19 protein-coding genes are annotated in these 25,473 nt (G+C 56.7%); 9 read left to right on the top strand and 10 right to left on the bottom strand.

Annotation, left to right across the window (positions count from 1 at the left end):
• Positions 1-46: 46 nt before the first annotated feature.
• The gene (locus TU74_RS01320; RefSeq protein ID WP_047292627.1) at positions 47-352 is read left to right on the top strand and encodes a DUF2288 domain-containing protein; all 306 of its coding nucleotides are present in this window, start codon (positions 47-49) and stop codon (positions 350-352) included.
• 147 nt (positions 353-499) lie between these two features.
• Here the strand turns inward: TU74_RS01320 and TU74_RS01325 are convergent, their stop codons facing one another.
• The 3 genes from TU74_RS01325 to rapA all read right to left on the bottom strand — a co-directional run bounded on the left by TU74_RS01325 (position 500) and on the right by rapA (position 8,208).
• Positions 500-2,683, bottom strand: a complete 2,184-nt coding sequence (locus TU74_RS01325) for a hypothetical protein (protein WP_047292530.1) — start codon at positions 2,681-2,683, stop codon at positions 500-502.
• Between the two features lie 213 nt (positions 2,684-2,896).
• Entirely contained in the window at positions 2,897-5,101 is a 2,205-nt protein-coding gene (locus TU74_RS01330) for a putative bifunctional diguanylate cyclase/phosphodiesterase (RefSeq protein ID WP_048374665.1), read from the bottom strand.
• A 260-nt stretch (positions 5,102-5,361) separates the two neighbouring features.
• Entirely contained in the window at positions 5,362-8,208 is a 2,847-nt protein-coding gene (rapA, locus tag TU74_RS01335; protein ID WP_048374666.1) for an RNA polymerase-associated protein RapA, read from the bottom strand.
• Positions 8,209-8,380: 172 nt separating this feature from the next.
• Between rapA and TU74_RS01340 the strand changes: the two genes are divergently transcribed.
• From TU74_RS01340 to ccoM, 3 genes are all read left to right on the top strand, one after another.
• Entirely contained in the window at positions 8,381-8,716 is a 336-nt protein-coding gene (locus tag TU74_RS01340) for a hypothetical protein (protein WP_048374668.1), read from the top strand.
• 76 nt (positions 8,717-8,792) lie between these two features.
• Complete coding sequence (locus TU74_RS24410) at positions 8,793-8,954, top strand: hypothetical protein (protein ID WP_088500173.1); 162 nt, start codon at positions 8,793-8,795, stop codon at positions 8,952-8,954.
• Positions 8,955-9,096: 142 nt separating this feature from the next.
• Positions 9,097-9,210 carry a cytochrome c oxidase subunit CcoM gene (ccoM, locus tag TU74_RS24865; RefSeq protein WP_019411060.1) on the top strand — a complete coding sequence of 38 codons (114 nt, stop codon included), beginning with the start codon at positions 9,097-9,099 and terminating at the stop codon, positions 9,208-9,210.
• Positions 9,211-9,400: 190 nt separating this feature from the next.
• Here the strand turns inward: ccoM and TU74_RS01350 are convergent, their stop codons facing one another.
• The 5 genes from TU74_RS01350 to TU74_RS01370 form a co-directional block, all read right to left on the bottom strand.
• Positions 9,401-10,873, bottom strand: coding sequence for an inorganic phosphate transporter (locus TU74_RS01350; RefSeq protein ID WP_047278665.1), 1,473 nt, complete (start codon positions 10,871-10,873; stop codon positions 9,401-9,403).
• Between the two features lie 429 nt (positions 10,874-11,302).
• Positions 11,303-11,503, bottom strand: a complete 201-nt coding sequence (locus TU74_RS01355; protein ID WP_047274113.1) for a hypothetical protein — start codon at positions 11,501-11,503, stop codon at positions 11,303-11,305.
• 855 nt (positions 11,504-12,358) lie between these two features.
• Positions 12,359-13,810 (bottom strand): AdeC/AdeK/OprM family multidrug efflux complex outer membrane factor, encoded by a 1,452-nt coding sequence (gene adeC, locus TU74_RS01360; protein WP_047278661.1) that lies wholly within the window; start codon positions 13,808-13,810, stop codon positions 12,359-12,361.
• Complete coding sequence (locus TU74_RS01365; protein ID WP_048374670.1) at positions 13,807-16,968, bottom strand: efflux RND transporter permease subunit; 3,162 nt, start codon at positions 16,966-16,968, stop codon at positions 13,807-13,809. The genes adeC and TU74_RS01365 overlap by 4 nt, the downstream gene beginning before the upstream one ends.
• A 3-nt stretch (positions 16,969-16,971) precedes the next feature.
• A complete protein-coding gene (locus TU74_RS01370) occupies positions 16,972-18,123 on the bottom strand; it encodes an efflux RND transporter periplasmic adaptor subunit (RefSeq protein WP_047274117.1) in 1,152 nt (383 codons plus the stop codon).
• A 267-nt stretch (positions 18,124-18,390) separates the two neighbouring features.
• On the opposite strand from TU74_RS01370, the gene TU74_RS01375 reads away from it, so the two are divergent.
• The 3 genes from TU74_RS01375 to TU74_RS01385 all read left to right on the top strand — a co-directional run bounded on the left by TU74_RS01375 (position 18,391) and on the right by TU74_RS01385 (position 20,773).
• Positions 18,391-19,062, top strand: coding sequence for a TetR family transcriptional regulator (locus tag TU74_RS01375; RefSeq protein WP_048374672.1), 672 nt, complete (start codon positions 18,391-18,393; stop codon positions 19,060-19,062).
• Positions 19,063-19,442: 380 nt separating this feature from the next.
• Entirely contained in the window at positions 19,443-20,141 is a 699-nt protein-coding gene (locus tag TU74_RS01380) for a CoA transferase subunit A (RefSeq protein WP_047274119.1), read from the top strand.
• A gap of 2 nt (positions 20,142-20,143) precedes the next feature.
• Positions 20,144-20,773 (top strand): CoA transferase subunit B, encoded by a 630-nt coding sequence (locus TU74_RS01385; RefSeq protein ID WP_047274121.1) that lies wholly within the window; start codon positions 20,144-20,146, stop codon positions 20,771-20,773.
• A gap of 128 nt (positions 20,774-20,901) precedes the next feature.
• On the opposite strand, the gene fdxA is transcribed toward TU74_RS01385, so the two are convergent.
• Both fdxA and mutS read right to left on the bottom strand, forming a co-directional pair.
• Positions 20,902-21,225, bottom strand: a complete 324-nt coding sequence (gene fdxA / locus TU74_RS01390; RefSeq protein ID WP_047292542.1) for a ferredoxin FdxA — start codon at positions 21,223-21,225, stop codon at positions 20,902-20,904.
• Positions 21,226-21,355: 130 nt separating this feature from the next.
• Complete coding sequence (gene mutS, locus TU74_RS01395; RefSeq protein WP_047274125.1) at positions 21,356-23,935, bottom strand: DNA mismatch repair protein MutS; 2,580 nt, start codon at positions 23,933-23,935, stop codon at positions 21,356-21,358.
• Between the two features lie 192 nt (positions 23,936-24,127).
• On the opposite strand from mutS, the gene TU74_RS01400 reads away from it, so the two are divergent.
• Positions 24,128-24,850 (top strand): LexA family transcriptional regulator, encoded by a 723-nt coding sequence (locus TU74_RS01400; RefSeq protein WP_047292544.1) that lies wholly within the window; start codon positions 24,128-24,130, stop codon positions 24,848-24,850.
• Between the two features lie 273 nt (positions 24,851-25,123).
• Entirely contained in the window at positions 25,124-25,438 is a 315-nt protein-coding gene (locus tag TU74_RS01405) for a phage holin family protein (protein WP_047274129.1), read from the top strand.
• The last annotated feature ends 35 nt before the right edge of the window (positions 25,439-25,473 follow it).

Here is a 25,473-nt window from a genome sequence, read left to right on the forward strand (position 1 = left end):
GGTCAGCAGCGCTATCATTGCGCCGATTTTTTACCTGGTGGACCCCATGATCGAAGAACCTAGCACCCTCTATGCCAAGCTGCTCGGCGAGACCTCAACAATCGAATGGAAAGCGCTGGAAAAGTTTTTCGCCAAAGGTGAATTGCTGTGGGTCAGCGACGATGTGGACTTGATCGAAGCGGCGCAGGCTGTGAGCCAGGATGAGGCAGGGAAAGTGGCGCAGTGGATGGCCGAGGGAGGCCTCGACAAAGTGTCTGATACGCAGGCGTTAGACTTTGCCGAGCGTGATCCGGTGCTGTGGGCAGTGGTGGTTTCGCCCTGGATCTTGATCCAGGAAAGGGCAGCAAATTAATGCTGCGCACCAAAATCGGGCGATGCTGAGGCGCAAAACGCTCACGCTCAAGTGTGTAGGCCAGTAACCGCTTGCCCGATAGTGGCCAGTTGCCGTAGAGAAACGCCACAGTGAGTGCTGTGGCGTTTTTTTATCTGCTGTGCGGCCTCAGTACGCGGTTTTACCAGTGTGACTGTTGAGCGAGATGATCCGGGTTTTGCCGATACGGTGGCGATAGATCTCGCGCAGGTATTTGATGGCTTTTTTCACGCAGTCGCGTGACAGGCGGATGTCGTTGATAGAGACAAATTTGTCTTTATCGTTGATCAGCTCGCGGTACTTCTTTTCGTACATCGGTTTGATGGCGTACCAGTTGGTGTCGAGGATTTTCGCCGGGTTTTCAAACGCGTTGAGCAGTTCATCGATCCGGCTTTCATCGAAGTGCTCACCCGTGATGAACTCCAGCACCGAATCGTCGAGCGTGTCGTCAAACCGGTAAGGGTTACGGGCAAAGCAGCGTTTGATAAAGGCCACGATCAAGGTCAGAAAATCATCCGACAAACATGGGCTTTTCGCGATCAGGGTCGTCAGCGACAAGTTGGCCGAGGCGCCAATCACCAGCGCATAGCGCTTGAGGGTGGTGTTGGGGAACAGGCTGTTGAGGTGGGTCTTGAGGCGGTTCAAGTCCATGTACGACAGCTTGTAGTCCTTGGGCAGCGACACGATGGACACCACCGATGAGCAGTTCTTGAAGAAGTGCAGGTCATGCAGAGCGGCGGCGTCATACCCCGAGTGCTTGTATTGTTCCAGCGCTGCACGGTAGCGCTGAGACTCGATGGGCAGCAGGCTGATGCCTTCGATGGCCTGGGTGTCCTTGTTGAAATGCGGCAAATCGATGGAACGGAAGAACAAGTCATCGATGTCCAGTCGCGGCGGCTCTTTTTCGAACACTTTAAATTTGTCTGTGCCCGGTACGGGCTGTTCAGGCACCACCGATTCTGCATAAGCAATGGCCACAGGCCCGGCCAGACTCATGAACAAGTCGTTGGCGTCGAGGCGGATGGTTTCGCCAATGTCGATCCCGGCGCGTCGGAAGTAATTCTGATCGTAGTCTGTGGTGACTGCCTGGGCCGTCAGAATGTTGAAGATCTGTTGCGAGATATATTGGTTGGCGTGCTTTTCCATCGCGTTGACGTCGATGTTCTGAATCGTGCCGTCATCGCTTTGTTCGGCATAGCGCATGATGTCGTTGGATATCAGCATCATCGCGTTCCAGGGGCGAATACGCCCCATGACACTGGCTTCGCTGCAGTCTTCATTATCGAAGTTGTATGAGAAGTCCCACTCTTCGGACAGGTACTTACACAGCAAACGACCGGCGTTGATGTGCAGCGCCTCGGACATTTCGCTGCGGTGATCCGAGATGTTCGGCAACACGCAAATGCCGCTGGTGAAAATGGGCTCGAAGACAAAGGCGTGGCCGCTTTTACTGTCGTGTTCATCCGCGGGCTTCGTGTCGAACGTTTTGTTCATGTACGAGAACTGTTGAGCCAGGCCGAACTCCGAGGCCATGCCCGAGCCCGTACCGCCCCCAGCGCTGAAAATCGAGAAATACAGACGCGACTGGTTGGCCTTGATGCCGCAGGAGTCGATCAGGTAGGAGTGGATCAGCTTCCAGTCGGGGCTGGAGAAGCGCTGCGCATCTTTATTGAGAATAATCTTGGCCAGGTACTGACCCAAAATAGGCGCATTACCCGCACCACCTGCGTGAACTTCCGACAAGTCCATGATTTTCATTTTGCTGTAGTCGCGGATGAAGTTACTTTTTTCGCTCTTGCGCGAAAACCGGATGCGCCCGGCGATGTCCTTGTCCAGATCCCCCAGCAGCACCAGCGGCTCGACCAGAAATACGGGTTTGGTCGGCTTGCTGTGTACCAGGCGCAGGTTATTGCGAATCCACTGTCCGGGGCTGTAGCGCTTGTCTTCGTGGCGCGGATCGACCGTACTGAATTCGTTGAGGTAGAAGGTGCGGGCGTTGTACACCAGTTCGGCGACATCCAGCGCAATGTTGGAACCGCAACGGCCCAGCCCGATCAGGCACACCGAAGGAAATTGCTGTTCGGCGCGGTGCTCGTTGTCGCCCTCGATCAGTTCTGGCTGCGGGAACACGATGTCACGCAAGCCGTCGAGGTTATCGAGAATCCGGTCGGTGTTGGTCTCGGTGAAGTACAGGTACTGCTGAGTCGCCAGTGGCTGCTGGCTTGAATAACTGTTCGATGAACGTTGGGGCTCGTTTATTGTTTTTAGAGACACGTCAGAGACCAAGGGTGTCGCATTATTGTTCGACGTCATTGTTTGCCATCTGTCTGGGCTGGACGACTGCTGAGGGACATTCAACAGGCCAATACGAGGGTGGTAATCGCGTATTTACGGGGCGATCAGGCGTTCGCGGCGCTTAATCCCTATTTTGTATAAGGCTTTTAAACGGCGCGGATAGAAAAGAATCGGCCTGAACCGTGGGTTCTTTAATGACTGTTTTCGGTCCGTTGCGAGGATGCTGGCAATTTACTGGCTTGAGAGCTGTAAGGGACTGAAATCAAAGCTCGCCAAGGGGCTTGTGTTGAGCGCCTGCAGCAAGCTGTGCAGCGCCTCAAAAGGAACGGGGTGGCTGAGCAGGTGGCCCTGAATAAAGTCGCAGTTGTACTGATTGAGGAATGCGAATTGCTGATTGGTTTCTACGCCTTCGGTGACCACTTGCAGGTGCAGGGTGTGAGCCATGACGATGATGGCCTGAACGATCTCCATGTCCTGGCTGGAATTGGGGATGTCTTGAATGAAGGATCGATCAATCTTCAACGTGTTCAGTGGCAGGCGTTTCAAATAGGCAAGGGAAGAGTAGCCGGTGCCAAAGTCGTCGATTGACAGGGAAACGCCCAGCGAGCGGATTTGGCGCAACAGGTGAGATGTATTGCTGATATTGCCCATCAAGGCGTTTTCAGTGACTTCCAGTTCCAGACGATTGGCACTCAGGCCGCTTGAGCGCAGAGCGCTTTCGACTTCGTCGCCCAGCGCTTCGCGCACCAGATTCAACGCCGAGCAGTTCACGGTAACGCTGATGTCCGTCCAGCCCAGCGCCGTCAGCGCGGCCATGTCATGGCAAGCCTTGCGCAACACCCAGTTATCGAGTTCTGCGATCAGGTCATTGGCTTCTGCAACATGAATAAAACGGTCCGGGCCCAGCAGCCCGTGCTCCGGATGTTGCCAGCGGACCAAGGCTTCAAGTTTGGCAACCTGCCCGGTTTTCAGGTCGAAGATCGGTTGATAGTGCAGGAACAGCCCGTGATCGCCGCGCATGGCCGTGCGCAGTTCCTCCTCAATCTGCAATTCAAGCGAGGCGCGGGCTTTCAGGCTTGAACTGAAAAAGTGCAGGCTGTTGCGCCCGGCGTCTTTGGATTGATACAGCGCCAGGTCGGCATGCTTGAGGAGTTCGTCAATCGTGGTGCCATCATCGGGGAACACGCTGATCCCGATGCTGGTGGTCATGACCATGTGGCGGCCCGCCAGCTCAATCGGCTCTTTCATTTTGAGCATGATTCGCTGGGCCATGTTTCGGGCTTCTTCGCGGCTGTTCAGGCTGAACAGGATGCAAAACTCATCGCCGCCAAAACGCGCCACGACGTCTTCATGATGACGGGTTGCGCTTTTGATTTGCGCGGCAATCACCTTGAGAAGCTCATCACCGGCATCATGACCCAAGCTGTCGTTAATGCGTTTGAAGTGGTCAATATCCAGAAACATGACCGCCAGCATGCTGTTATTGCTGGCGCGTTCAATCAACTTTTCGGCAAACAATTGATTGAAGCCACGACGGTTGATCAAGTTGGTCAGCGGATCGTAATGCGCAACTTGTTGCAATGAGGCGCGCGCCTGATCCAGTTGGCTAAGCAGCGCGTTGACGCGCCTGAGGTCATGTTCTTTGAGTTGCAGTTTTTTATCGACCAACGCTGCGCTGATGGTGCTGCCGATTAATAGAAGGGTGATCAGCGCTACCGTCAATGCCAGTTGCCAGTGATTGTTTTCGATGGGTGCGTTTAACGTGCCATCTGACGGGGCATAAGTGTGCAATGCCCACATCCCCACGAAATGGACACTGAGAATGGCCAGACCGGCGACCAAGCTGATGAAGTACTTGAAAAACTGATGCACCAGACCGCTGGCGCTACGCAGCGCACGGGCCAGCAGCAATGATGCATAACAGGCTGAAACGGCGATCAGCAACGACAGCACGAACAGCATGGGGTCGTAGTGCTGCAAATGGCTGGAGTGCATGGCGGACATGCCCACGTAATGCATGGCGCAAATGCCTGAACCGAACACCAGCGCGGCAACTAGAAGGCGGGCGCGTGTTACGTGGGGTTTTACTAAAACCTGCATGGCGATGACGGCTGACAGCAGTGCGATAAACAGCGACCCGATGGTAATGCTCAAGTCGTAATGCACGTTGAGCGGGGATTGGAAAGCCAGCATGCAGATGAAATGCATGGCCCAGATGCCGCCCGCCAACGAACTTGCACCCACCCAGCGCCAGACAGTTTTGGCAGCCGGTTTCTCTGCGTTGCACGCCCGTTCATACATATGCAACGTCGCCAGGCACGCGGCGCAGACAACCAAAAAGGCAAGAAACACCAGGTACGGGTTATGGCTGCTGGCTATAAGCAGTTTTCCGTTGGCGGTGTTGTCTTCAATAAACTGCAGGCCCAGCCATTCCATTGCATGCCTCAACACTGAGTGCAGGGTGCTAGTCGTCAGGCGCTAGCTTGTCTGAAGTGTAGAAGGGGGAATGTAGGAAGGCGGAATGATGGCAAGATGATGCTTACCATTTTGCTATTAGCAGCAGGTTTTTATAGCCAAACTTGCTGGCAATCAGCGATTAGACGCCGGTCGGGTAAGAGCGCTGAGTCTCTTACCCGATCCTTAAGTGACTGACGGGCAGACCGTTGCAGTCTGGCGCAGTGACGAGCGTTTTAGGGTTAGCCTGCGACCAGAACGCGAATGGCCTCAAGACGCAGCGCTGCTTTTTCAAGCATGGCCAGGCCCTGTTCACGCTGTTTACGCAATGCCACGAGTTCGCTGTCACGCACGCTCGGGTTGACGGCCTGCAACGCGGTCAGGCGTGCCAGTTCTTCTTCGGTATCAGCGGCCAGACGACGCTGGGCCTCAGCGACACGTTCAGCATGACGCGGCGCAATTTTGGCTTCACCGGCGTTGATCTTTGGCGTGAGCTGGTCGCGCTGAGCCTGCACGAACTTGTTGGCGCTGGCACGTGGCACGCTTTCAAGTTGTTCATTCAGGGTTTCGAACGACACGCGCGAAGACAGGTCGTTGCCGTTGGCGTCCAGCAGGCAGCGCAGGGCAGCAGGGGGCAGGTAGCGGCCCAATTGCAGGGCGCGCGGGGCAACCACTTCGCTGACGTAAATCAGCTCAAGCAATACCGTGCCCGGCTTGAGTGCCTTGTTTTTGATCAGCGCCACGGCGGTGTTGCCCATCGAACCGGACAACACCAGGTCCATGCCACCTTGCACCATCGGGTGTTCCCAGGTGATGAACTGCATGTCTTCGCGCGACAGTGCCTGATTGCGATCGTAGGTGATGGTCACGCCTTCGTCGTCACCCAGCGGGAAGCTCGCATCCAGCATTTTTTCGCTGGGCTTGAGGATCAGGGCGTTTTCGGAGTGATCCTCGCTGTCGATGCCGAACGCGTTGAACAGGGTTTCCATGTAGATCGGCAAGGCGAATTGATCGTCTTGCTCAAGGATCGCCTCCACCAGCGCTTCGCCTTCACCTGCGCCGCCTGAGTTCAACTCCAGCAAGCGGTCGCGGCCGGTGTGCAGTTCTTCTTCAAGACGTTCGCGTTCGGTACGGGCTTCGTCGATCAGGGCTTGCCACTGGTCATCGTCGGCGGCTTCGAGCAACGGCAGCAGGCGCGGGCCGAACTGGTGCTGCAACGCGTTGCCGGTCGGGCACGTGTTGAGGAACGCGTTAAGCGCTTCGTTGTACCACTGGAACAGACGCTGTTGCGGGCTGGTTTCAAGGTACGGCACGTGCAGTTCGATCACGTGCTTTTGGCCGATACGGTCGAGACGGCCAATACGCTGTTCCAGCAAATCGGGGTGCGACGGCAGATCGAACAACACCAGGTGATGGGCAAACTGGAAGTTACGGCCTTCACTGCCGATTTCCGAACAGATCAGCACTTGAGCACCGAATTCTTCGTCAGCGAAGTACGCCGCGGCACGGTCGCGCTCCAGGATGTTCATGCCCTCGTGGAACACCGTGGCCGGGATGCCGGAACGTACGCGCAGGGCGTCTTCAAGGTCCATTGCGGTTTCGGCGTGGGCGCAGATGACCAGCACTTTGGTGCGCTTGAGCATTTTCAGGGTGTCGATCAGCCACTCGACGCGAGGGTCGAAATTCCACCAGCGTTGTTCTTCGCTGATGTCCGGCTGCGACTGGAAGCTGACTTCGGGGTACAGCTCGGGGTGATCGCCCAGCGGCAATTCCAGGTATTCGTCCGGGCAGGGCAGGGGGTAGGCGTGCAGTTTGCGCTCCGGGAAGCCCTGAACAGCGGCGCGGGTGTTGCGAAACAGCACGCGGCCCGTGCCGTGACGGTCCAGCAGTTCACGCACCAGACGTGCGCTGGCCTCGGCATCACCGGCGTTGACTTCAGCCAGCAAGGCATCGCCTTCAGCGCCGAGGAAGCCGTGAATGGTGGCATGTGCTTGCGGCGACAGGCTGCCTTTGTCCAGCAGCTCCTGCACCGCCTGAGCCACGGGGCGGTAGTTTTCACTTTCGGCCCTGAAGGCCGCCAGGTCGTGGAAGCGGTTGGGGTCGAGCAGGCGCAAACGGGCAAAGTGGCTGTCCTGACCCAACTGCTCCGGGGTCGCGGTCAGCAACAGGACGCCAGGGATGGTTTCGGCCAACTGTTCAACCAGCGCGTACTCGGGGCTGACGTTGTCTTCGTGCCAGACCAGGTGGTGGGCTTCGTCGACCACCAACAGGTCCCAGCCGGCGGCGAACAGCGCGTCTTGCGCCTTTTCATCGTCCACCAGCCATTCCAGCGCTACCAGCGCCAGTTGGGTGTCTTCAAACGGGTTGCTGGCATCGCTTTCGATAAAGCGTTCTTCATCAAACAGCGCGACTTCAAGGTTGAAGCGACGACGCATCTCAACCAGCCACTGGTGCTGCAGGTTCTCGGGAACCACGATCAGCACGCGGCTTGCACGACCGCTCAGCAACTGGCGATGAATCACCAGGCCGGCTTCGATGGTTTTGCCCAGGCCCACTTCGTCAGCCAGCAGGACACGTGGCGCAATGCGATCCGCGACTTCACGGGCAATGTGCAATTGGTGGGCGATTGGTTGCGCCCGTACGCCACCCAGGCCCCACAGCGGCGATTGCAGCTGGCGGCTGGTGTGCTCAAGGGTGTGATAACGCAGCGAAAACCAGGACAGCGGGTCAATTTGCCCGGCGAACAGACGGTCGCTGGCCAGACGGAACTGAATGAAGTTGGACAGTTGGGTTTCGGGCAGGGTAACGACTTCGTTTTGCTCGTTAAGGCCGTGGTACACCATCAGACCGTCGACATCTTCGACTTCGCGCACGGTCATCTTCCAGCCTTCGAAGTGGATGATGGAATCACCCGGCGAGAAACGTACGCGCGTAAGCGGTGCGTTGCGCAGCGAATATTGACGGGTTTCGCCAGTGGCCGGATAGAGCACGGTCAACAAGCGACCGTCCTGTGCCAGAACGGTGCCTAAACCTAGCTCAGCTTCGCTGTCACTAATCCAGCGTTGCCCCGGTTGATACTGCTGCGCCATGCTGCCTGACTCCCGCTTTGAAAAAGCCGAGTATATTAACGGAACGAGGGCCTGAGACCAAAGGTCTCTGATAAAAACCTGATCGACGTCCTTCAGGCTGCTGCCGGATTTAACGGGCGCCTCAAGTCAATCGGCGTCGGGCCGACAGCCTGAAAACAGGAGAACAATAATTATGCTGCCGCCGATCCTTCCCATCAGTGTGGTGCCCGTCACATCCCAGCAGGACCCGGTGCGCCCGCGTCCGGATATTCCGCCCGTGGTGCCAGCGCAAGCCAGCTCGGGTGACAGCACGATCAACTTGAAGAATCAGGACCCCGATCAGGCCTCGCTGTTGTTGCGCGAAGAGCAACGACGCCAGCAGGACAAGCGTCGGCGTGAGTCGCGCGATCAGACTCAAGAGGTGGTCATCGTGCCGGGCGATGAATTGAATGAAGACAATACCGTGCCCGTCTCGCCGCTGATCGACGGTGCGCCGCGTCAGGGCCAGTGGGTGGATATCGAGGTCTGAATTTTTTCTGGTCAGCTCGGCTGGCGCGCCGCATTATGGGCCCTTGCCGACACATTGACAGTGATCCGATCCCGTTATGAACCAAGACAGCAAGCTGGTAGACCTGGGTGCCGAACGTGCCAAACGCGTGCATGACCTCAACGAAAAGCGCCTTAATGAAGTACGCCAGGCGTTTGAGCAGGCCTGGCCCCTGACCAGTCCCAAGAAAAAGCCAAAGAAAAAGCCTAAAAAACGCTGAACTGCGGCGTTTTTCCTGATCTGCGTCAACTATTCCCCCTAACGTCCTCGAAGCGGTGGTCACTATTGATCCCGGTCAAGTTCCTCGCCTGCGCGTCTGGTTATTCTGGCTTCACACAAACAAACACGCGCAGGAGGCCGTCATGTTTCTCGATAATGTGGTTATCGCTGGAGTACTTACCGTCGGCCTCATGGTCCTGTTTTTCGCGGGTTTGGGCATTTTTATCTGGAAAGACTCCCAGAAGCGCAATAAGTAGCGCCGGGTCTTTTCGGTACGCGAGCACGCAAGGCATTTTGGGCGACTTCGGTCGCCTATTTTTTTGCGTGTGTGTTTTGTGCAGGGGCGTGTCGTTATTGCCAGGCCATGCCGCAAGTGTCCGTTGAGTGCCTGCGTCAGGCAAAAAAAAGGTACGCCCCGGGGCGTACCTTTTTTAGTGCGTTTGCCGCTTAGGCGAGCGCTTTGGACGCCAGCCAGAACAACGCAGCTGAGAGTGCAATCGTTGCGGGTAACGTCAGCACCCATGCCATCAGAATCGTCTTGATGGTGTTGCCTTGCAGGCCACTTTTGTTCGCAACCATAGTGCCCGCGACACCCGACGACAGAATGTGAGTCGTGGATACCGGCAAGGCGAAGATGTTGGCCAGGCCAATGGCAAAGGTGGTGGTGATCTGTGCCGCCATGCCCTGTGCGTAGGTCATGCCTTGTTTGCCGATCTTCTCGCCGATGGTCTTGACCACGCGTTTCCAGCCAACCATGGTGCCCAGGCCCAAGGCCAGGGCTACCGCCAGAATCACCCAGAACGGCGCGTATTCAGTGGTGGCCGTCAGGTCTTTGCGCAGTTTTTCGAGGTCCGCTTTCTCGCGTGGCTCAAGCACTGGCAATTTGCTGACTTTCTTCGCGGTGTCATCCAGGCAAAGCAGGTAACGACGGATCTCGATACGCTTCTCGGCCGACAGCGACTGATAGTTCTCGACACCTTTCAACGAACTGAGCAAGGCCGCGATGGTCGGCTCGGTTTGTTGCGGGTTGCAGCGGAACTCGCCCGGCAAGTCGTCTTTCACGCTTTTACCCAGCGCCAGGAACTCGCTGAGGCTCGCGTGATTGCGTTGATAGAACTGACTCAAGTGCAGGGTCGCGTCGCGTGTGCGTTCGATCTGATACGTCGTGCTGTTGAGGTCCAGTACGAAGGCGCTTGGCACGATACCGATCAACACCAGCATGATCAGGCCGATACCTTTCTGGCCATCGTTGGAGCCGTGCACGAAGCTCACGGTCATGGCCGAGATCACCAGTACCAGACGGTTCCAGAACGGCGGATGCTTCTTGTCATCCAGCTTGCGGCGTTGCTCGGGCGTCTTGTGCATCTTGGAGTTCGGACGCCACCACTTAAGGCCTACCAGCAGTAAACCGGCGACAACAAAGCCTGCCAGCGGCGAGAACACCAGCGAAGCACCAATGTCGATTGCCTTCTGCCAGTTCACGCCATCGCTCACCGGGATGCCGGTGATCAATGCGTTGGCCAGGCCTACACCCAGGATCGAACCGATCAAGGTGTGGGAGCTGGAGGCCGGGATGCCGAAGTACCAAGTACCCAAGTTCCAGGTGATGGCCGCTGCAAGCAGTGAGAACACCATGGCCAGGCCATGTCCGGTATTCACATTGACCAGCAGTTCGACCGGTAGCAAATGGACAATGGCGTATGCCACACCCACACCACCCAGCAAAACGCCAAGAAAATTGAACACACCGGAAAAGAACACCGCCAGGTGAGGCGGCATGGCTTTGGTGTAGATGACAGTCGCTACCGCATTCGCGGTGTCATGAAAGCCGTTGATGAACTCAAACGCGAGAACAAAGGCTAGGGCGAAGAAGAGGCTGACAAGAACCCAGGCATCCAATCCGCTTAATAGATCGATCATGAAGGTTTTCTGACACGGTCATAAAGGGGGCCGGATTATGCCAGAAAACCTTGGTAATCGATGCACTAGCTGCCCGTTGGTAACATCTGTAAATGAAAAAACTTGTCAGACCGGTCAGCGTCAATGGGTCGGAAAACGCTTCCAAGCCACTGATAACAAAGGCTCTACGCTGTTTGGCAGACAAGCGCTGGCCTTTGGAACAGGTCTGAGTGGGGCGTATGAAATTTCTTTTTTGCGGTGTTTAGCCGCAGCCTGTTCTTGTCAGAGGCCTGAAAATCCCAAGCGAGCGCTACTGAGTGGCTTCAGTTGCACGATCCGGCTTGCATTGCGCACCTTGAACACAGCCGTTCGTACAGGTTGATGGGTGCACACGCCTTTGGCGGGTTTACCCTACAGGCCGGTTTCGGCAGGGCGCAGACGAAGCCCCTGTCAGGGGGCCTCGGGTTTTAACTCTTTTTCAATTTTCTGGATTTCTTGTGTGAAGGCCTGGTCAAGCAGGCTGGCGCGCTTGCGCCATGGCTTACGCTCGGGCTCGGGTTGAGCTGCGTAAGTCGTCACTTCACCACCGTAAACGTCCTTGTAACGTTGCTCCTGACGCTCAAGTTCAGCGCGCAGTTCGTCTTTCGTCACAGTGTTACCTAATTAAGTAGAGTTTGAATCGGTTGATGCGTATTGGCCGTGTACGTCGCTCATCAATAAGCCGGCTATTAAACCGCCATGTCCCACGCACCGGGACGCTTTAACTGTCCTGTTAAAGTTTGCGACTTCACCCTTTTTAAAAAGCCACGCAACACTCAATCGCTCGGTGACCGTCCTGGCGCTGAATGGGCCAAGAAGAGGCGGTTGAGAGAGTGGCAATTTAGCCCGCGTGTAGACTGTTCTGTGCTGCGTCTGAACAGTGGCTGCTACTATCGCCGAAGCTGTTCGGGCACGTCAACTTCCATGAGTGACAAAACAGCAGGTTATCGGACGAAAGAAACAAACGTATTGAATGATTAATCAATGAGCGTCTTTCAGGAGCCAATAACTTCTGAGGAGGGGGTGTTCTTGGATAAGTGAAGTGTGGATATAGAACGCGCGTTCTATATCCACACGGTACGGGTTGCACGTGCGCAAAGAGCGATGGGTGAAATCACCCTGCGCGTTCAGTCAGGTAGTTAAATGGCCAGGCAACTGAGGCGGATCAATCTTTCAGGGCCGCTTATACAGTGCTGAACCGCAGCGGCGACTATCAAGTTTGCATATCCTACGGTTGCCATAAGGGCTAAGCATCGTTGCGCAAAGCAGCATGTTGGGTCGGGATCTGATATCCATTAATAAGGCAGTCAGGACTTTAAGCCATGTATTTCATTTTCACGCCCACTGGAGTGATCTACGGGCAAGGCACGTCAGGGGAGAAAATGCTCAGCGCGTTTAGGTAAATTCACCGCCCTTGAACACACAAACCCGCCAAAAGGCGGGTTTGTGTGTTTAGCAGTTTCTCTATCAGGCCTTCGGCGGCTCGGACGAGATCGGGCGGTTTTGCCCGGTCTGTTCGTACCAGCCGCCACCCAGCGCCTTGTACAAATTGACTTCACTGGTCAGCTGCGAAAGGCGGTCACTGATCAACGATTGTTGCGCGCTGAACAGGGAGCGTTGTGCATCAAGGAACGTCAGGTTGCTGTCGACACCAATCCGATAACGACGCTCGGCTAACCGGTAGTAATCCTGGTTGGCGTTAACGAAGTCCGTCTGGGCTTGCAACTGTTGATTGTAGGTCTGGCGCGCTGCCAGGCCGTCAGATACTTCCTGGAATGCTGTCTGGATCGCCTTCTCATACTGCGAGACGGTGATGTCCTTCTGGATTTTCGAGTAGTCCAGGCTGGCGCGCAAAGCCCCTGCGTTAAAGATGGGCAGGTTGATTTGCGGCGAGAAGAGCCAAGTGCCCGAGCCTCCCTTGAACAGCCCCGACAGGTCCGGGCTCAAGGTCCCGGCATTGGCGGTGAGGCTGATGCTCGGGAAGAACGCGGCACGTGCGGCGCCGATATTGGCATTGGCGGCCAGCAACTTGTGCTCGGCTTCCAGAATGTCAGGACGGCGTTGCAACAAATCTGAAGGCAGGCCTGCCGGTACTTCGGTCAGCAGATCAGCAGCGAGCGGTTTGCTTGCGGGCAGGTTCTGCGGAATGCTCGTGCCGAGTAGCAAGGCCAGGCTGTTCTGATCCTGAGCCACTTGGCGCGTGTAGCGGGCCAGTTGAACCTTGGCGTTTTCCACCGAGGTCCGCGACTGGCTGACTTCCAGCGCCGAAGCAACGCCCACCTCATTGCTGCGCAAGGTGAGCTTGTAGCTCTCATCGAACGCCTTGAGCGTGTCTTCAGTCAGCTTGAGCAGCTCTTTGTCGGCTTGCCAGGTCAAGTAAGCATTGGCGACGCTGGCAACCAGACTGATCTGAGTGGTGCGTCGGGCTTCTTCGGTCGCAAAGTAGTTCTGCAAGGCCTGATCGCTCAGGCTGCGAACGCGGCCAAACAGATCCAGCTCGTACGCGCTGACCCCGAGGGTCGCCGAATATTGGCTGGTGATGCCTGACTCGCCCGTTTGCGACAGGCGTGCTGGCATCCGTTGACGGCTGCCGCTGGCATTGGCCGTCACTGCCGGGAACAGATCGGCACGTTGAATACGGTACTGCGCGGCATACGCATCAATGTTCAGGGCCGCGACCCTAAGGTCGCGGTTGTTCACCAGAGCTGTCTGAATCAACTGTTGCAGGGCCGGGTCGCGGAAAAACTCACGCCAGCCTTGTTCTGCCGCCGCTTGAGCCGGCGCTTCGTTAGGCTTGTAGGCCGGGCCTTGCGGGTACTGCGCTGCTACCGGGGCTTCAGGGCGCTGGTAGTCAGGGATCAGCGAGCAGCCGCCCAGCGTAAACGCTGCTACGGCGACTGCGAGAAGCGACTTGCTCATTGGCCAGCCTCTTGATTTGGAGTTTTAGTCAGGTCCACTTTCTTTTCCGGGTCGTTGTCCTTGCCGCTGCCGAAGGACGACACCGCGACGAAGAACAGCGGCACCCAGAACACGGCCAGAACAGTTGCAGTGATCATACCGCCGATCACACCTGTACCAATGGCGTGCTGGCTACCCGAACCTGCGCCCGAAGAAATGGCCAGCGGGATAACGCCCAGTACGAACGCCAGCGAGGTCATGATGATCGGGCGCAGACGCATGCGGCAGGCTTCAATGGCGGCTTCGGTCAAGGTTCGCCCTTGTTCGTGCAGCTCTTTGGCGAACTCGACGATCAGGATGGCGTTTTTCGAGGCCAGACCGATGGTCGTCAGCAAGCCCACCTGGAAGTACACGTCGTTGGACAGCCCCCGCAGGCTAGTGGCCAGCAGTGCACCGATAATCCCCAGAGGCACCACCAGCATGACCGCAATCGGAATCGACCAGCTTTCATACAGTGCCGCGAGACACAGGAACACCATCAACAAGGAAATCGCATACAGCGCAGGTGCTTGCGAACCTGACAGACGCTCCTCGTAGGACAGGCCGGTCCAGGAAATACCGACGCCTGCCGGCAGCTTCTTGGCCAGTGCTTCGACTTCAGCCATGGCTTCACCACTGCTGTAGCCGGGTGCCGGGGCGCCCAGGATTTCCATGGCTTCTACGCCGTTGTAACGCGACAGCTTCGGCGCACCGTAAATCCACTTGCCCTTGGCAAACGCAGAGAACGGCACCATGGTTCCTTCAGCGTTGCGCACATACCATTTTTTCAGGTCTTCGGGGTTCATCCGCGAGTCAGCTTCGCCTTGCAGATAGACCTTTTTCACACGACCACGGTCGATGAAGTCGTTGACATAGCTGGCACCCAGACCGATGGACAGGGTGTTGTTGATGTCGCTCAGACCTACGCCAAGGGCGCGGGCTGCTTCGTCATCGATTTCCAGCTGGTACTGAGGTTCATCGTTCAGGCCGTTAGGACGCACGCCTGCCAGGATTTTGCTCTGCGATGCCATGCCCAGGAACTGGTTACGGGCTTGCATCAACTTTTCGTGGCCAATACCGGCACGGTCTTGCAGGTACACGTCAAAGCCAGTGGCGTTACCCAGTTCCATAACAGCCGGCGGAGCAAAGGCAAACACCATGGCGTCGCGGAAGGTGGAGAAGTGCGCCTGAGCGCGTGCCGCCAGCGCAAATACGCTGTTATCGGCATCACGGTCGGCCCACGGTTTGAGCATGATGAACGCCAGGCCTGAGCTTTGGCCGCGACCGGCGAAGTTAAAGCCGTTAACGGTAAAGACCGAGGACACCGCCGCCGACTCGTCAGTCAGCAAGTATTCACGCATACGGTCAATTACGACCTGGGTGCGTTCAGCGGTTGTACCGGCCGGGGTTTGTACCTGAGCGAAGAGAACGCCCTGGTCTTCTTCCGGCAGGAACGAGGTCGGGATGCGGGTGAACAGGAACACCATGCCGACAACGATCAAGACATAGGCCAGCAAGTACGGCGCTTTGTGGCGCAGGATGTTGCCGACACCTTTCTCGTAGCGTTTTACACCGCTGTCGAATGTGCGGTTGAACCAGCCGAAGAAGCCGCGCTTGTTCTCACCATGGTCGCCTTTCTTGACCGGCTTAAGCATGGTGGCGCACAGGGCCGGGGTGAAGATCAGGGCAACCAGTACCGAAAGCGCCATCGCCGAAACAATGGTGATCGAGAACTGCTTGTAGATCACACCGGTCGAGCCGCTGAAGAACGCCATGGGCAGCAGTACGGCTGACAGCACCAAGGCAATACCGACCAGCGCTCCCTGGATTTGCTCCATGGATTTCTTGGTGGCTTCTTTGGGGGGCAGGCCTTCTTCACTCATGACCCGTTCGACGTTTTCCACCACCACGATGGCGTCGTCCACCAGCAAGCCGATGGCCAGTACCATGCCGAACATGGTCAAGGTGTTGATACTGAAACCGGCCGCCGCCAGGATCCCGAAAGTACCGAGCAATACCACTGGCACGGTCATCGTCGTGATGATGGTGGCGCGGAAGTTCTGCAGGAACAGGAACATCACCAGGAACACCAGCGCAACCGCTTCGACCAGGGTTTCAACCACCCCTTTGATCGAGGCCGATACCACGGGCGTGGTGTCGTACGGGTAAACCACTTTCATGCCGGGCGGGAAAAACGGGGCCAGGTCGTCGATGGTTTTATGCAGCGCCTTGGCGGTGTCCAGTGCGTTGGCACCGGTCGCCAGCTTGATTGCAAGGCCCGAGGACGGCTTGCCGTTGTACTGCGCGCTGATGCTGTAGTTTTCACCGCCCAGGGCGACTTCCGCGACATCATGCAAGCGTACTTGCGAGCCGTCGGTGTTGACCTTGAGCAGGATCTTTTTGAACTCTTCGGCAGTTTGCAGGCGCGTCTTGCCGATGATGGTGGCGTTCAGTTCCTGGCCTTTGACCGCTGGCAGGCCGCCCAGTTGCCCGGAAGACACCTGTACGTTCTGCGAGGAAATGGCGGATTTAACGTCAATCGGGGTCAGGTTGTACTTGTTCAGCTTGGCCGGGTCGAGCCAGATGCGCATGGCGTACTGGGCACCAAACACCTGGAAGTCACCCACACCTTCGGTACGGGAGATCGGGTCTTGCATGTTGGAGACGATGTAGTTGGACAAGTCATCCTTGTTCATGCTGCCGTCTTCAGACACCACGCCGATAACCATCAGGAAGTTTTTCACTGCCTTGGTCACACGGATACCTTGCTGCTGAACCTCTTGGGGCAGCAGTGGGGTGGCCAGGTTGAGCTTGTTCTGCACCTGCACCTGGGCGGTGTCCGGGTCAGTCCCTTGCTCAAAGGTCGCGGTGATGGTCATGCTGCCGTCGGAGTTACTTTCAGACGACACATAACGCAAGTGGTCAATACCGTTGAGCTGTTGCTCGATCACCTGAACCACGGTGTCCTGTACGGTTTGTGCCGAAGCACCCGGATAGGTCACGGAGATCGAGATGGCCGGTGGCGCGATGCTCGGGTACTGGTTGATTGGCAGTTTCAAGATCGAAAGTGCCCCGACCAGCATGATCACAAGGGCGATTACCCAAGCGAAAATCGGACGGTCGATAAAAAATTTCGACATGGTTTATTCCCCTTTACTGCCTGCAGCTTTTTCTGTTGCCGGGGCAGATGCCGGGGTTGCGCCTTGTGGTTTTTCCATGATTTTGACTTCAACGCCAGGCTTGATGAATTGCAGGCCGTCAGTAATCAGGCGATCGCCCGGGTTCAGGCCTTTCTCGACCAGCCAGTCGCTGCCCACGGTGCGCGATGCTTCAAGCACACGCAGCTCAACCTTGTTGTCCGGGCCGACAATCAATGCTGTCGGTTGACCTTTGAGGTTGTGGGTCACGCCCACTTGAGGGGCGAGGATTGCATTGCTGTCGATGCCGGCTTCCAGTTGCGCGTGCACAAACATGCCGGGCAAGAGGATTTCATCAGGGTTGGGGAATACGGCGCGCAAGGTCACCGAACCGGTGGTTTCGTCGACCGAGACTTCGCTGAATTCAAGGCGGCCTTCCTGACCATACTCACTGCCATCGGGCAGTGTCAGCTTGACCTTGGCGGCATTTTCGCCAGCTTTCTTCAGGCGGCCATCGGCGAGGTCTTTGCGCAGCTCCAGCATTTCAACCGACGACTGGGTCACGTCCACGTAGATCGGGTCCAGTTGCGTGATCACTGCCAGAGCATTGGCCTGGCCGCTGGTGACCAGCGCGCCTTCGGTGTAGAGCGAACGACCGATGCGGCCGGTCAGAGGTGCCAATACCTTGGTGTAACGCAAGTTGACCTGAGCCGTGTTCAGCGTGGCTTCAGCTTCAAGGCGCGCGGCTTCGGCGTTGTCGTATTCCTGGCGGCTTACGGCTTGCTCTGCGACCAATTGCTTGTAGCGGTCAGCCAGTGATTTGGCCGACTGTAAGGTCGCGCGTGCGCTCAAGACGGCACTTTCATAGATGGCCGGATCAATTTGATACAGCTGCTGACCGACTTTGACGTCAGAGCCTTCTTTGAACAGGCGCTTAAGAATAATCCCGTTCACTTGTGGGCGAACCTCGGCAGAACGGTAGGATGTTGTTCTGCCTGGAAGGTCGGTCGTCAAGGTAAAGGGCTGGGCTTTCAGCGTGACAACACCGACCTGAGGGATTTGGGGGGCAGGTGCCGCTTCTTCCTTTTTGCATCCGCTGAGCAGCGATGCCAGGGCGACGGCGGCAACCAGAGCGGTAACAGCTGGCTTGAATTGCATGAAGATCCTCGGGTCAGGCACGCGAAAGCGCACAAGAATAGTGGAAGGGTAAAGAAAGCTGTTCCGGGTGGATAAGTAGCTTGCTAAGGAATATACTTACATTCGTGTCTGTTTGTAAATAGCAGGGTTGTGTCGTTAAAGACATGTTTCAGCCCTTTTCATTGCGTGAGCTGTAGGCCGGGATAAGGCACAACAAACGCCACCCGATATAGGTCTTGGGGGCTTTTCAGAGCCGTTAGGACCACCCTGATTGAGGTTTTTATTGCCATGGTGCGTCGTACCAAAGAAGAAGCGCAGGAAACCCGCAGTGCGATTCTCGAAGCAGCCGAAAGGGCTTTCTATGAGCGAGGTGTTGCGCGCACGACGCTGGCTGATATCGCCACGCTGGCCGGGGTGACGCGAGGCGCGATCTACTGGCATTTCAGCAACAAGGCCGACGTTGTGCAGGCGATGCTGGACAGTTTGCATGAGCCTTTGGATGCGCTCGCTGAAGCCTGTAAGAGTCAAGACGAAATCGACCCGCTTGGCTGCATGCGCAAGCTGCTGATCCATTTGCTTCACCAAGTGGCAATTGATCCAAAAACTCGGCGAATTAATGAGATTTTGTTTCATAAGTGTGAATTCACTGACGAAATGTGCGATTTGCGACGTCAGCGCCAAGTGGCAATGATCGACTGCAACACTCGGATTGAGCTCACCCTGATCAATGCGATTCATCGGCACCAACTCCCCGAAACCCTCGACGTACGCCGCGCAGCCATCTGTTTTCACGCCTATATCGACGGTCTTATCGGGCAATGGCTGCTGGTTCCCGACAGTTTTGAACTTCATAAAGAAGCGGAGTCCTGGGTCGACGTGGGACTGGATATGCTTCGATTGAATCCGGGCCTGCGAACATCATACAAAACTGAATCAGAGTCTAGTTCCCTGCAGCCATAAGGCGAGAGAAGATTTTTGTCTGTGCAACGTTAAAATCACGTCGGTCTTTATATACGTCTAGGCGGCGGGTTTAAAATTAGCGAGCTAAGTATTTTGTAGGGCAATTGTTACGAGTTTGTTAAAGATCGTATCCGTGGCCCGACTTACCCGTCAAAGCGTTGCGCAAACGCGACACACCCTGCATTTATTTCTACGCCATCCACACTCATGGCTAGAGTTCCTTCGCCGCCTTCCCCTACACTCGGGCAACGCTCTGGCCTAAGGCTGGGGCAGCCAAGATCGGGGGGTGGGCGACAGCCGTTTTCTTAGGTGTCCGTCCTCGACTAAAGCAAGCAGGCCACAGGTGCCAGGCGCACCGTGGCCAATTCGAGGAATAACAAGTGAATAAGATTTACTCGAGTGCTGAATCCGCCTTGCAGGGGCTCGTCGAAGACGGGATGACCCTGGCCGTGGGCGGTTTTGGATTGTGCGGGATTCCAGAAGCCCTGATCGCTGCCTTGCGCGACAGTGGCAAGCGCGAGTTGACCGTGATCAGCAATAACGCCGGTGTAGACGGGTTTGGCCTGGGTCAACTGCTGACCACGCGGCAAATTCGTAAAATGATTTCTTCCTACGTGGGGGAGAACAAAGAATTCGAACGTCAGTACCTGGCCGGTGAGTTGGAGCTTGAGTTCACCCCACAAGGGACGCTGGCTGAGAAGCTGCGCGCGGGTGGCGCTGGTATTCCGGCGTTCTACACCAAGACCGGTTACGGAACCCTGGTTGCCGAAGGCAAAGAAACCCGCGAATTCGATGGCGAGTGGTACGTCATGGAGCGCTCACTGCGTGCCGACGTCGCACTGGTTAAAGCCTGGAAAGCCGATAAATCAGGCAACCTGCTGTTCAATAAAACAGCGCGCAACTTCAACCCGTTGGCCGCGATGGCCGCGAAAGTGTGTGTGGTCGAGGTGGAAGAAATCGTTGAAATTGGCGAGATCGAACCTGATCAGGTTCATTTGCCCGGGATCTACGTACAGCGGCTGATCCTCAATGCCACCCCGGAAAAACGCATCGAACAACGCACTGTGCGGAGCGCCTAAGTATGGCCTGGACTCGTGAAGAAATGGCGCACCGCGCCGCCCAAGAACTGCAGGATGGTTTTTACGTCAACCTGGGCATTGGTTTGCCGACGCTGGTGGCCAACTACATCCCGCAAGGTATGGACGTCTGGCTGCAAAGTGAGAATGGTCTGTTGGGGATTGGTCCGTTTCCCACTGAAGAAGAAGTCGATGCTGACTTGATCAATGCGGGTAAGCAGACCATCACCACCTTGCCCGGGAGCAGCTTCTTTAATAGCGCGGACTCTTTCGCGATGATTCGCGGCGGGCACATCAACCTGTCGATCCTGGGCGCGATGCAAGTCTCCGAGAAGGGTGACCTGGCGAACTGGATGATTCCCGGCAAGATGGTTAAAGGCATGGGCGGGGCCATGGATTTGGTGGCCGGAGTCAAACGCGTGGTGGTATTGATGGAGCACACCGCCAAAGGTGGCGCCCACAAACTGCTTAAGCAATGCGATCTGCCGCTCACTGGCGTGGGTGTGGTGGATCGCATCATCACCGATTTAGGGGTGCTGGATGTCACCGAGCAAGGGCTCAAGCTGGTAGAGCTGGCGTCGGGTGTTACCCGTGAACAATTGCAAGAAGCCACGGGGTGCGACATCGCAGGCTAATCAGCGCTAAGCCCGGCCTGCTTTGCAGTGGCAGGAGAGGCGTGCGGCCCGGATGAGGATTAAAGCGCAACGTCAAAACGTAAAAAGCCCCGGCTCGCAAGAGACGGGGCTTTTTAGTGCAGCGTGAATCAGCGCTCCAGGTGTTCGATCTTGCCTGGTTTGCCATCCCACTCTTCCGCGTCCGGCAGAGGGTCTTTGCGTTCAGTGATGTTCGGCCAGATTTCAGCCAGCTCCACATTCAACTGAATGAAATTCTCCATACCCGCTGGCACTTCATCCTCGGAGAAGATGGCTTGCGCCGGGCATTCAGGCTCACAAAGCGCGCAATCAATGCACTCGTCCGGGTGAATCACCAGGAAGTTCGGGCCTTCGTAAAAGCAGTCCACCGGACAGACTTCTACGCAGTCGGTGTACTTGCACTTGATGCAGTTGTCGGTGACGACGAAGGTCATTTCTAATTTTCTCCTCAGGCGGCGGCAGCGAAGCCCTTCCAGGTCGGGCTCGCCAGGCTCGGGAGTGGTATCTATTGGCCAGGCTAAAAGGCCAGTAGCATCCCGAACCGCGCGCGATTCTATCGCATGGTTAGATGCGTGTCTTTAATGTGTAGAGCAAATCAAGGGCTTTGCGTGGCGTCAGGTCGTCAAGATCCAGCTTGGCCAGGTCGTCCAGCACCGGATGCGCAAGGCTAGCAAACATATCGCTTTGCTGGGGCGCTGATTGTTTGCCTGGGGCCGGTGCAGGCACTTCATGGGGCAGGCTGGTGGTTTCGAGTCGGCTTAAATGTTCGCGAGCGCGAGTGATGACATTCGCCGGAACCCCCGCCAGTTGGGCCACCGCAAGCCCGTAGCTTTGACTCGCAGGGCCAGGCAATACGTGGTGTAGGAAGACAATGCGCTCGTTGTGTTCGGTCGCGCTCAAATGCACGTTGGCCACCAGTGGTTCGCTCTCTGGCAGCACGGTCAATTCGAAATAGTGGGTAGCGAACAGCGTATAGGCGCGCAATTGAGCGAGACGTTCTGCCGCAGCCCATGCCAACGACAAACCGTCAAACGTGCTGGTGCCACGGCCCACTTCGTCCATCAACACCAGGCTGCGCTCTGTCGCGTTGTGCAGAATGTTGGCGGTTTCGCTCATTTCCACCATAAAGGTAGAGCGTCCGCCAGCCAGGTCATCGCTGGAGCCGATACGCGTGAAAATCCTGTCGACCAACGACAGTTCGCAGCTGGCGGCCGGGACAAAACTGCCGATGTGCGCCAAGAGCACAATCAGGGCGGTTTGCCGCATGTAAGTGGATTTACCACCCATGTTCGGGCCGGTAATCACCAGCATGCGGGTGTTGTCATCCAGCGCCAGATCGTTAGCCACAAAAGGGGTGGTCAGCACTTGCTCCACCACCGGATGACGACCTTGTTGAATGCGCATGCACGGTTCTTCAACGAACCGCGGGCAATTGAGGTCGAGGTTTAAAGCGCGTTCGGCCAGATTACTCAGTACGTCCAGTTCGGCCAGTGCGGCGGCCGTGTCTTGCAGCGGCGGCAATTCACCGATCAGGGTTTCAAGCAGCGCTTCGTAAAGCATTTTCTCGCGGGCCAGGGCACGGCTTTTGGCGGACAGGGCCTTGTCTTCAAAGGCTTTGAGCTCGGGGGTGATAAACCGTTCGGCACCTTTGAGGGTCTGGCGGCGGATGTAGTCCGCAGGCGCCTGTTCTGCTTGTTTGCTTGGCAGCTCGATGAAATAGCCATGCACCCGGTTGTACCCGACCTTGAGATTGGCCAGCCCGGTACGGGCTTTTTCACGGGCTTCCAGGTCAATCAGGAACTGACCCGCGTTCTCGCTCAAGGCTTGCAGTTCATCCAGCTCGGCGTCATAGCCGGTTTTCAGCACGCCGCCGTCACGAATCACCGCAGGCGGGTTATCAATAATCGCTCTGTCCAGCAACGCAGCCAGTTCGGGATAGGTGCTGGTGGTGGCCGCCAACTGCTGCAAGTGCGGCGCATGCAAATCGAGCATGGCGTCTTGCAGTTCAGGCAGTGCGGCCAGTGCGTCACGAAGACGCGCCAAATCGCGGGGCCTTGCGTTGCGCAGGCCGATACGCGCCAGAATGCGCTCCAGATCGCCGATTTCTTTGAGCTGGGGCTGCAAGCGCTCGAAGCGATAGCCGTCCAGCAGGCAGGTAATCGAGGTCTGGCGTGACAGCAGTACCGGTAAATCGCGCAATGGACGATTCAGCCAGCGGGTCAGCAAGCGGCTGCCCATAGACGTTTGGCAGCGATCCACTACCGACTGCAGCGTGTTGTCGCGCCCGCCCGCCAGGTTGGTATCCAGCTCAAGATTGCGGCGGCTGGCGCCATCGAGCACCACCGTGTCGTCCAGGCGTTCGTGGCGCAGACTGCGCAAGTGGGGCAGGGCGGTGCGTTGGGTTTCCTTGGCGTAACTGAGCAAACAACCGGCTGCCCCAATGGCCAATGTCAGGTTTTCACAGCCAAAACCTTTGAGGTCTTGGGTGGAAAACTGCTGGCACAGGCTTTTCAAGGCCGAATCGCGCTCGAAGTCCCACGGTGCACGACGACGCACGCCACGGCGTTTCTCGGCGGGCAGGCCTTGAGGCCAATCGTCGGGGATCATCAGCTCAACCGGGTTGATGCGCTCCAGTTCAGCCAGCAGGTTTTCCCAGCCCTTGATTTCCAATACCGAGAAATTGCCGCTGGTGATGTCCAGAACGGCCAGACCAAACAAACGTTCATCGCCAAGAACGGCGGCAATCAGGTTGTCGCGGCGCTCATCCAGCAGCGCTTCATCACTGACGGTGCCTGGCGTGATAATCCGCACCACTTGACGCTCAACCGGTCCTTTACTGGTGGCCGGGTCGCCAACCTGCTCGCAGATCACCACCGACTCGCCCAGCTTCACCAGCTTGGCCAGATAACCTTCGGCCGCATGATAAGGAATGCCGCACATGGGAATCGCCTGTCCTGCCGACTGTCCACGTGCCGTGAGGGTGATGTCCAGCAACTTGGCAGCCTTCTTCGCGTCTTCGTAGAAGATCTCGTAAAAGTCGCCCATGCGATAGAACATCAACTGATCAGGGTGCTGGTTTTTCAGGCGCCAGTACTGCTGCATCATCGGTGTGTGGGAAGACAGGTCGGAAGTATTTTTACTCATCAGGGCTTAGGCGGATTCATTTATAAAAGAGGAGTGAAAAGCGGGTGCCGGGCACAGCTTTATGGCAATGGGCGCAAGGTTAACATGCCAGCGCCTTGCATCTACAGGCATGCTCGGCTCAGTCCGGCGTGTTGCTATATAGAGAAGAATTAGGATTTGCCAACGGGGCGCTTGCCCAGCAATATTCGGCCCATGCCTGAACGTACTGTTTCAATCGTCCTTAAAGCGCTGCTCGAACGGCACCACATCAGTGCCATGGCGTTGCATCGTCTGACCGGTGTCCCGCAATCCACGCTGTCCAGAATTTTGAGTGGCAAGATTGCCGAGCCGTCAGACCGCCATCTTTCAAAAATAGCCGCGTATTTCAATATCAGCACTGACCGCCTGCGTGGGCGTGAGGACCCAGTGCCTCACCCCGAGCCGCGGCATCCGGAGCTGCGTGATATTTGCCTGTGGGATGACGATACGCCCGTGGCCGATGACGAGGTGTCGATCCCGTTCTTGCGTCAGGTTGAGCTGGCGGCAGGTTCCGGGCGTTTTGCCATTGAGGAAAGTGAGCGAGCCAAGCTGCGTTTTGGCAAGCGCAGCCTGCGGCACAACGGTGTGCAATTCGATCAGGCGAAATGTGTAACGGTACGCGGTGACAGCATGCTGCCGGTCCTGCGTGACGGCGCAACAGTCGGGGTCAATGCCGGTAAACGTTCACTGGATGATGTTGTGGACGGCGATCTGTATGCAATCAACCACAACGGCGAGCTTCGGGTAAAACAGCTGTATCGCCTGGCGACTGGGCTGCGTTTGCGCAGTTTTAACCGCGACGAGTATCCAGATGAGGATTACCTCTATGCCGACCTTGAGGATGAGCAACTGGTGATTCTCGGCCATGTGTTCTGGTGGGGCATGTACGCCCGCTAAGACGCTTCTCCCCCCTAAAGCCTGCTCTCAGCAGGCTTTTTTTCGCACCTGAAAAGAAATGTCCTGCCCGGCTTGCGATTGCAGCTGACACTCATAAGCGAAGGAAAGAATATGCATCAGTGCATTGACTGTATATTCATACAGACATAATCTTGGTTTTATGGCTGCAGAGGTCGACCTTACGCAAGGATGTGGTGCGAGAGGAGCGTCAAGTGTTCAGCCTATAAGTCAGACATTGACGCTTTTCGATAAGGACTCAGGAGTGATGAAGCGATGAATGATCCGCAAGTTTTGTTGGATATGCCGGTGTTGCTGGTCGTCCTTCTGGCATTGGTGGGCGGTATTTTTGGCGAAATGTGGCGGGCCGACAAAGAGGGCGCGAGCGGATGGCCGCTGGTGCGCCGGCTGGCGCTGCGTTCTGGCGCTTGTATGGTGTGCGGGGTCTCGACGTTCATGCTGCTTTACGCGGCCGGCATGTCGGTCTGGGCCGCGGGCGCCTTGGGGTGTTTGACGGCACTGGCGGGCGCAGATGCTGCCATCAGCCTGTATCAACGTTGGGCTGCAAAGCGTTTGGGGGTTGACGGTTAGCCCTTTTGGGCTGACGAGCGCTCACCGCCTGAGGT

It is taken from the genome of Pseudomonas lundensis (genome assembly GCF_001042985.1).
GTDB classification, from domain to species: domain Bacteria; phylum Pseudomonadota; class Gammaproteobacteria; order Pseudomonadales; family Pseudomonadaceae; genus Aquipseudomonas; species Aquipseudomonas lundensis.

Excerpts from the sequence above, each read along its gene's own strand:
- TU74_RS01320 (WP_047292627.1), top strand. The coding sequence starts at position 47 with ATGATCGAAGAACCTAGCACCCTCTATGCCAAGCTGCTCGGCGAGACC.
- fdxA (WP_047292542.1), bottom strand. The coding sequence starts at position 21,225 with ATGACCTTCGTCGTCACCGACAACTGCATCAAGTGCAAGTACACCGAC.
- TU74_RS01385 (WP_047274121.1), top strand. The coding sequence starts at position 20,144 with ATGGCCTGGACTCGTGAAGAAATGGCGCACCGCGCCGCCCAAGAACTG.
- TU74_RS01375 (WP_048374672.1), top strand. The coding sequence starts at position 18,391 with ATGGTGCGTCGTACCAAAGAAGAAGCGCAGGAAACCCGCAGTGCGATT.
- TU74_RS01370 (WP_047274117.1), bottom strand. The coding sequence starts at position 18,123 with ATGCAATTCAAGCCAGCTGTTACCGCTCTGGTTGCCGCCGTCGCCCTG.
- TU74_RS01340 (WP_048374668.1), top strand. The coding sequence starts at position 8,381 with ATGCTGCCGCCGATCCTTCCCATCAGTGTGGTGCCCGTCACATCCCAG.
- TU74_RS01350 (WP_047278665.1), bottom strand. The coding sequence starts at position 10,873 with ATGATCGATCTATTAAGCGGATTGGATGCCTGGGTTCTTGTCAGCCTC.
- mutS (WP_047274125.1), bottom strand. The coding sequence starts at position 23,935 with ATGAGTAAAAATACTTCCGACCTGTCTTCCCACACACCGATGATGCAG.
- TU74_RS01330 (WP_048374665.1), bottom strand. The coding sequence starts at position 5,101 with ATGGAATGGCTGGGCCTGCAGTTTATTGAAGACAACACCGCCAACGGA.
- adeC (WP_047278661.1), bottom strand. The coding sequence starts at position 13,810 with ATGAGCAAGTCGCTTCTCGCAGTCGCCGTAGCAGCGTTTACGCTGGGC.
- TU74_RS01400 (WP_047292544.1), top strand. The coding sequence starts at position 24,128 with ATGCCTGAACGTACTGTTTCAATCGTCCTTAAAGCGCTGCTCGAACGG.
- rapA (WP_048374666.1), bottom strand. The coding sequence starts at position 8,208 with ATGGCGCAGCAGTATCAACCGGGGCAACGCTGGATTAGTGACAGCGAA.
- ccoM (WP_019411060.1), top strand. The coding sequence starts at position 9,097 with ATGTTTCTCGATAATGTGGTTATCGCTGGAGTACTTACCGTCGGCCTC.
- TU74_RS24410 (WP_088500173.1), top strand. The coding sequence starts at position 8,793 with ATGAACCAAGACAGCAAGCTGGTAGACCTGGGTGCCGAACGTGCCAAA.
- TU74_RS01405 (WP_047274129.1), top strand. The coding sequence starts at position 25,124 with ATGAATGATCCGCAAGTTTTGTTGGATATGCCGGTGTTGCTGGTCGTC.
- TU74_RS01365 (WP_048374670.1), bottom strand. The coding sequence starts at position 16,968 with ATGTCGAAATTTTTTATCGACCGTCCGATTTTCGCTTGGGTAATCGCC.
- TU74_RS01325 (WP_047292530.1), bottom strand. The coding sequence starts at position 2,683 with ATGACGTCGAACAATAATGCGACACCCTTGGTCTCTGACGTGTCTCTA.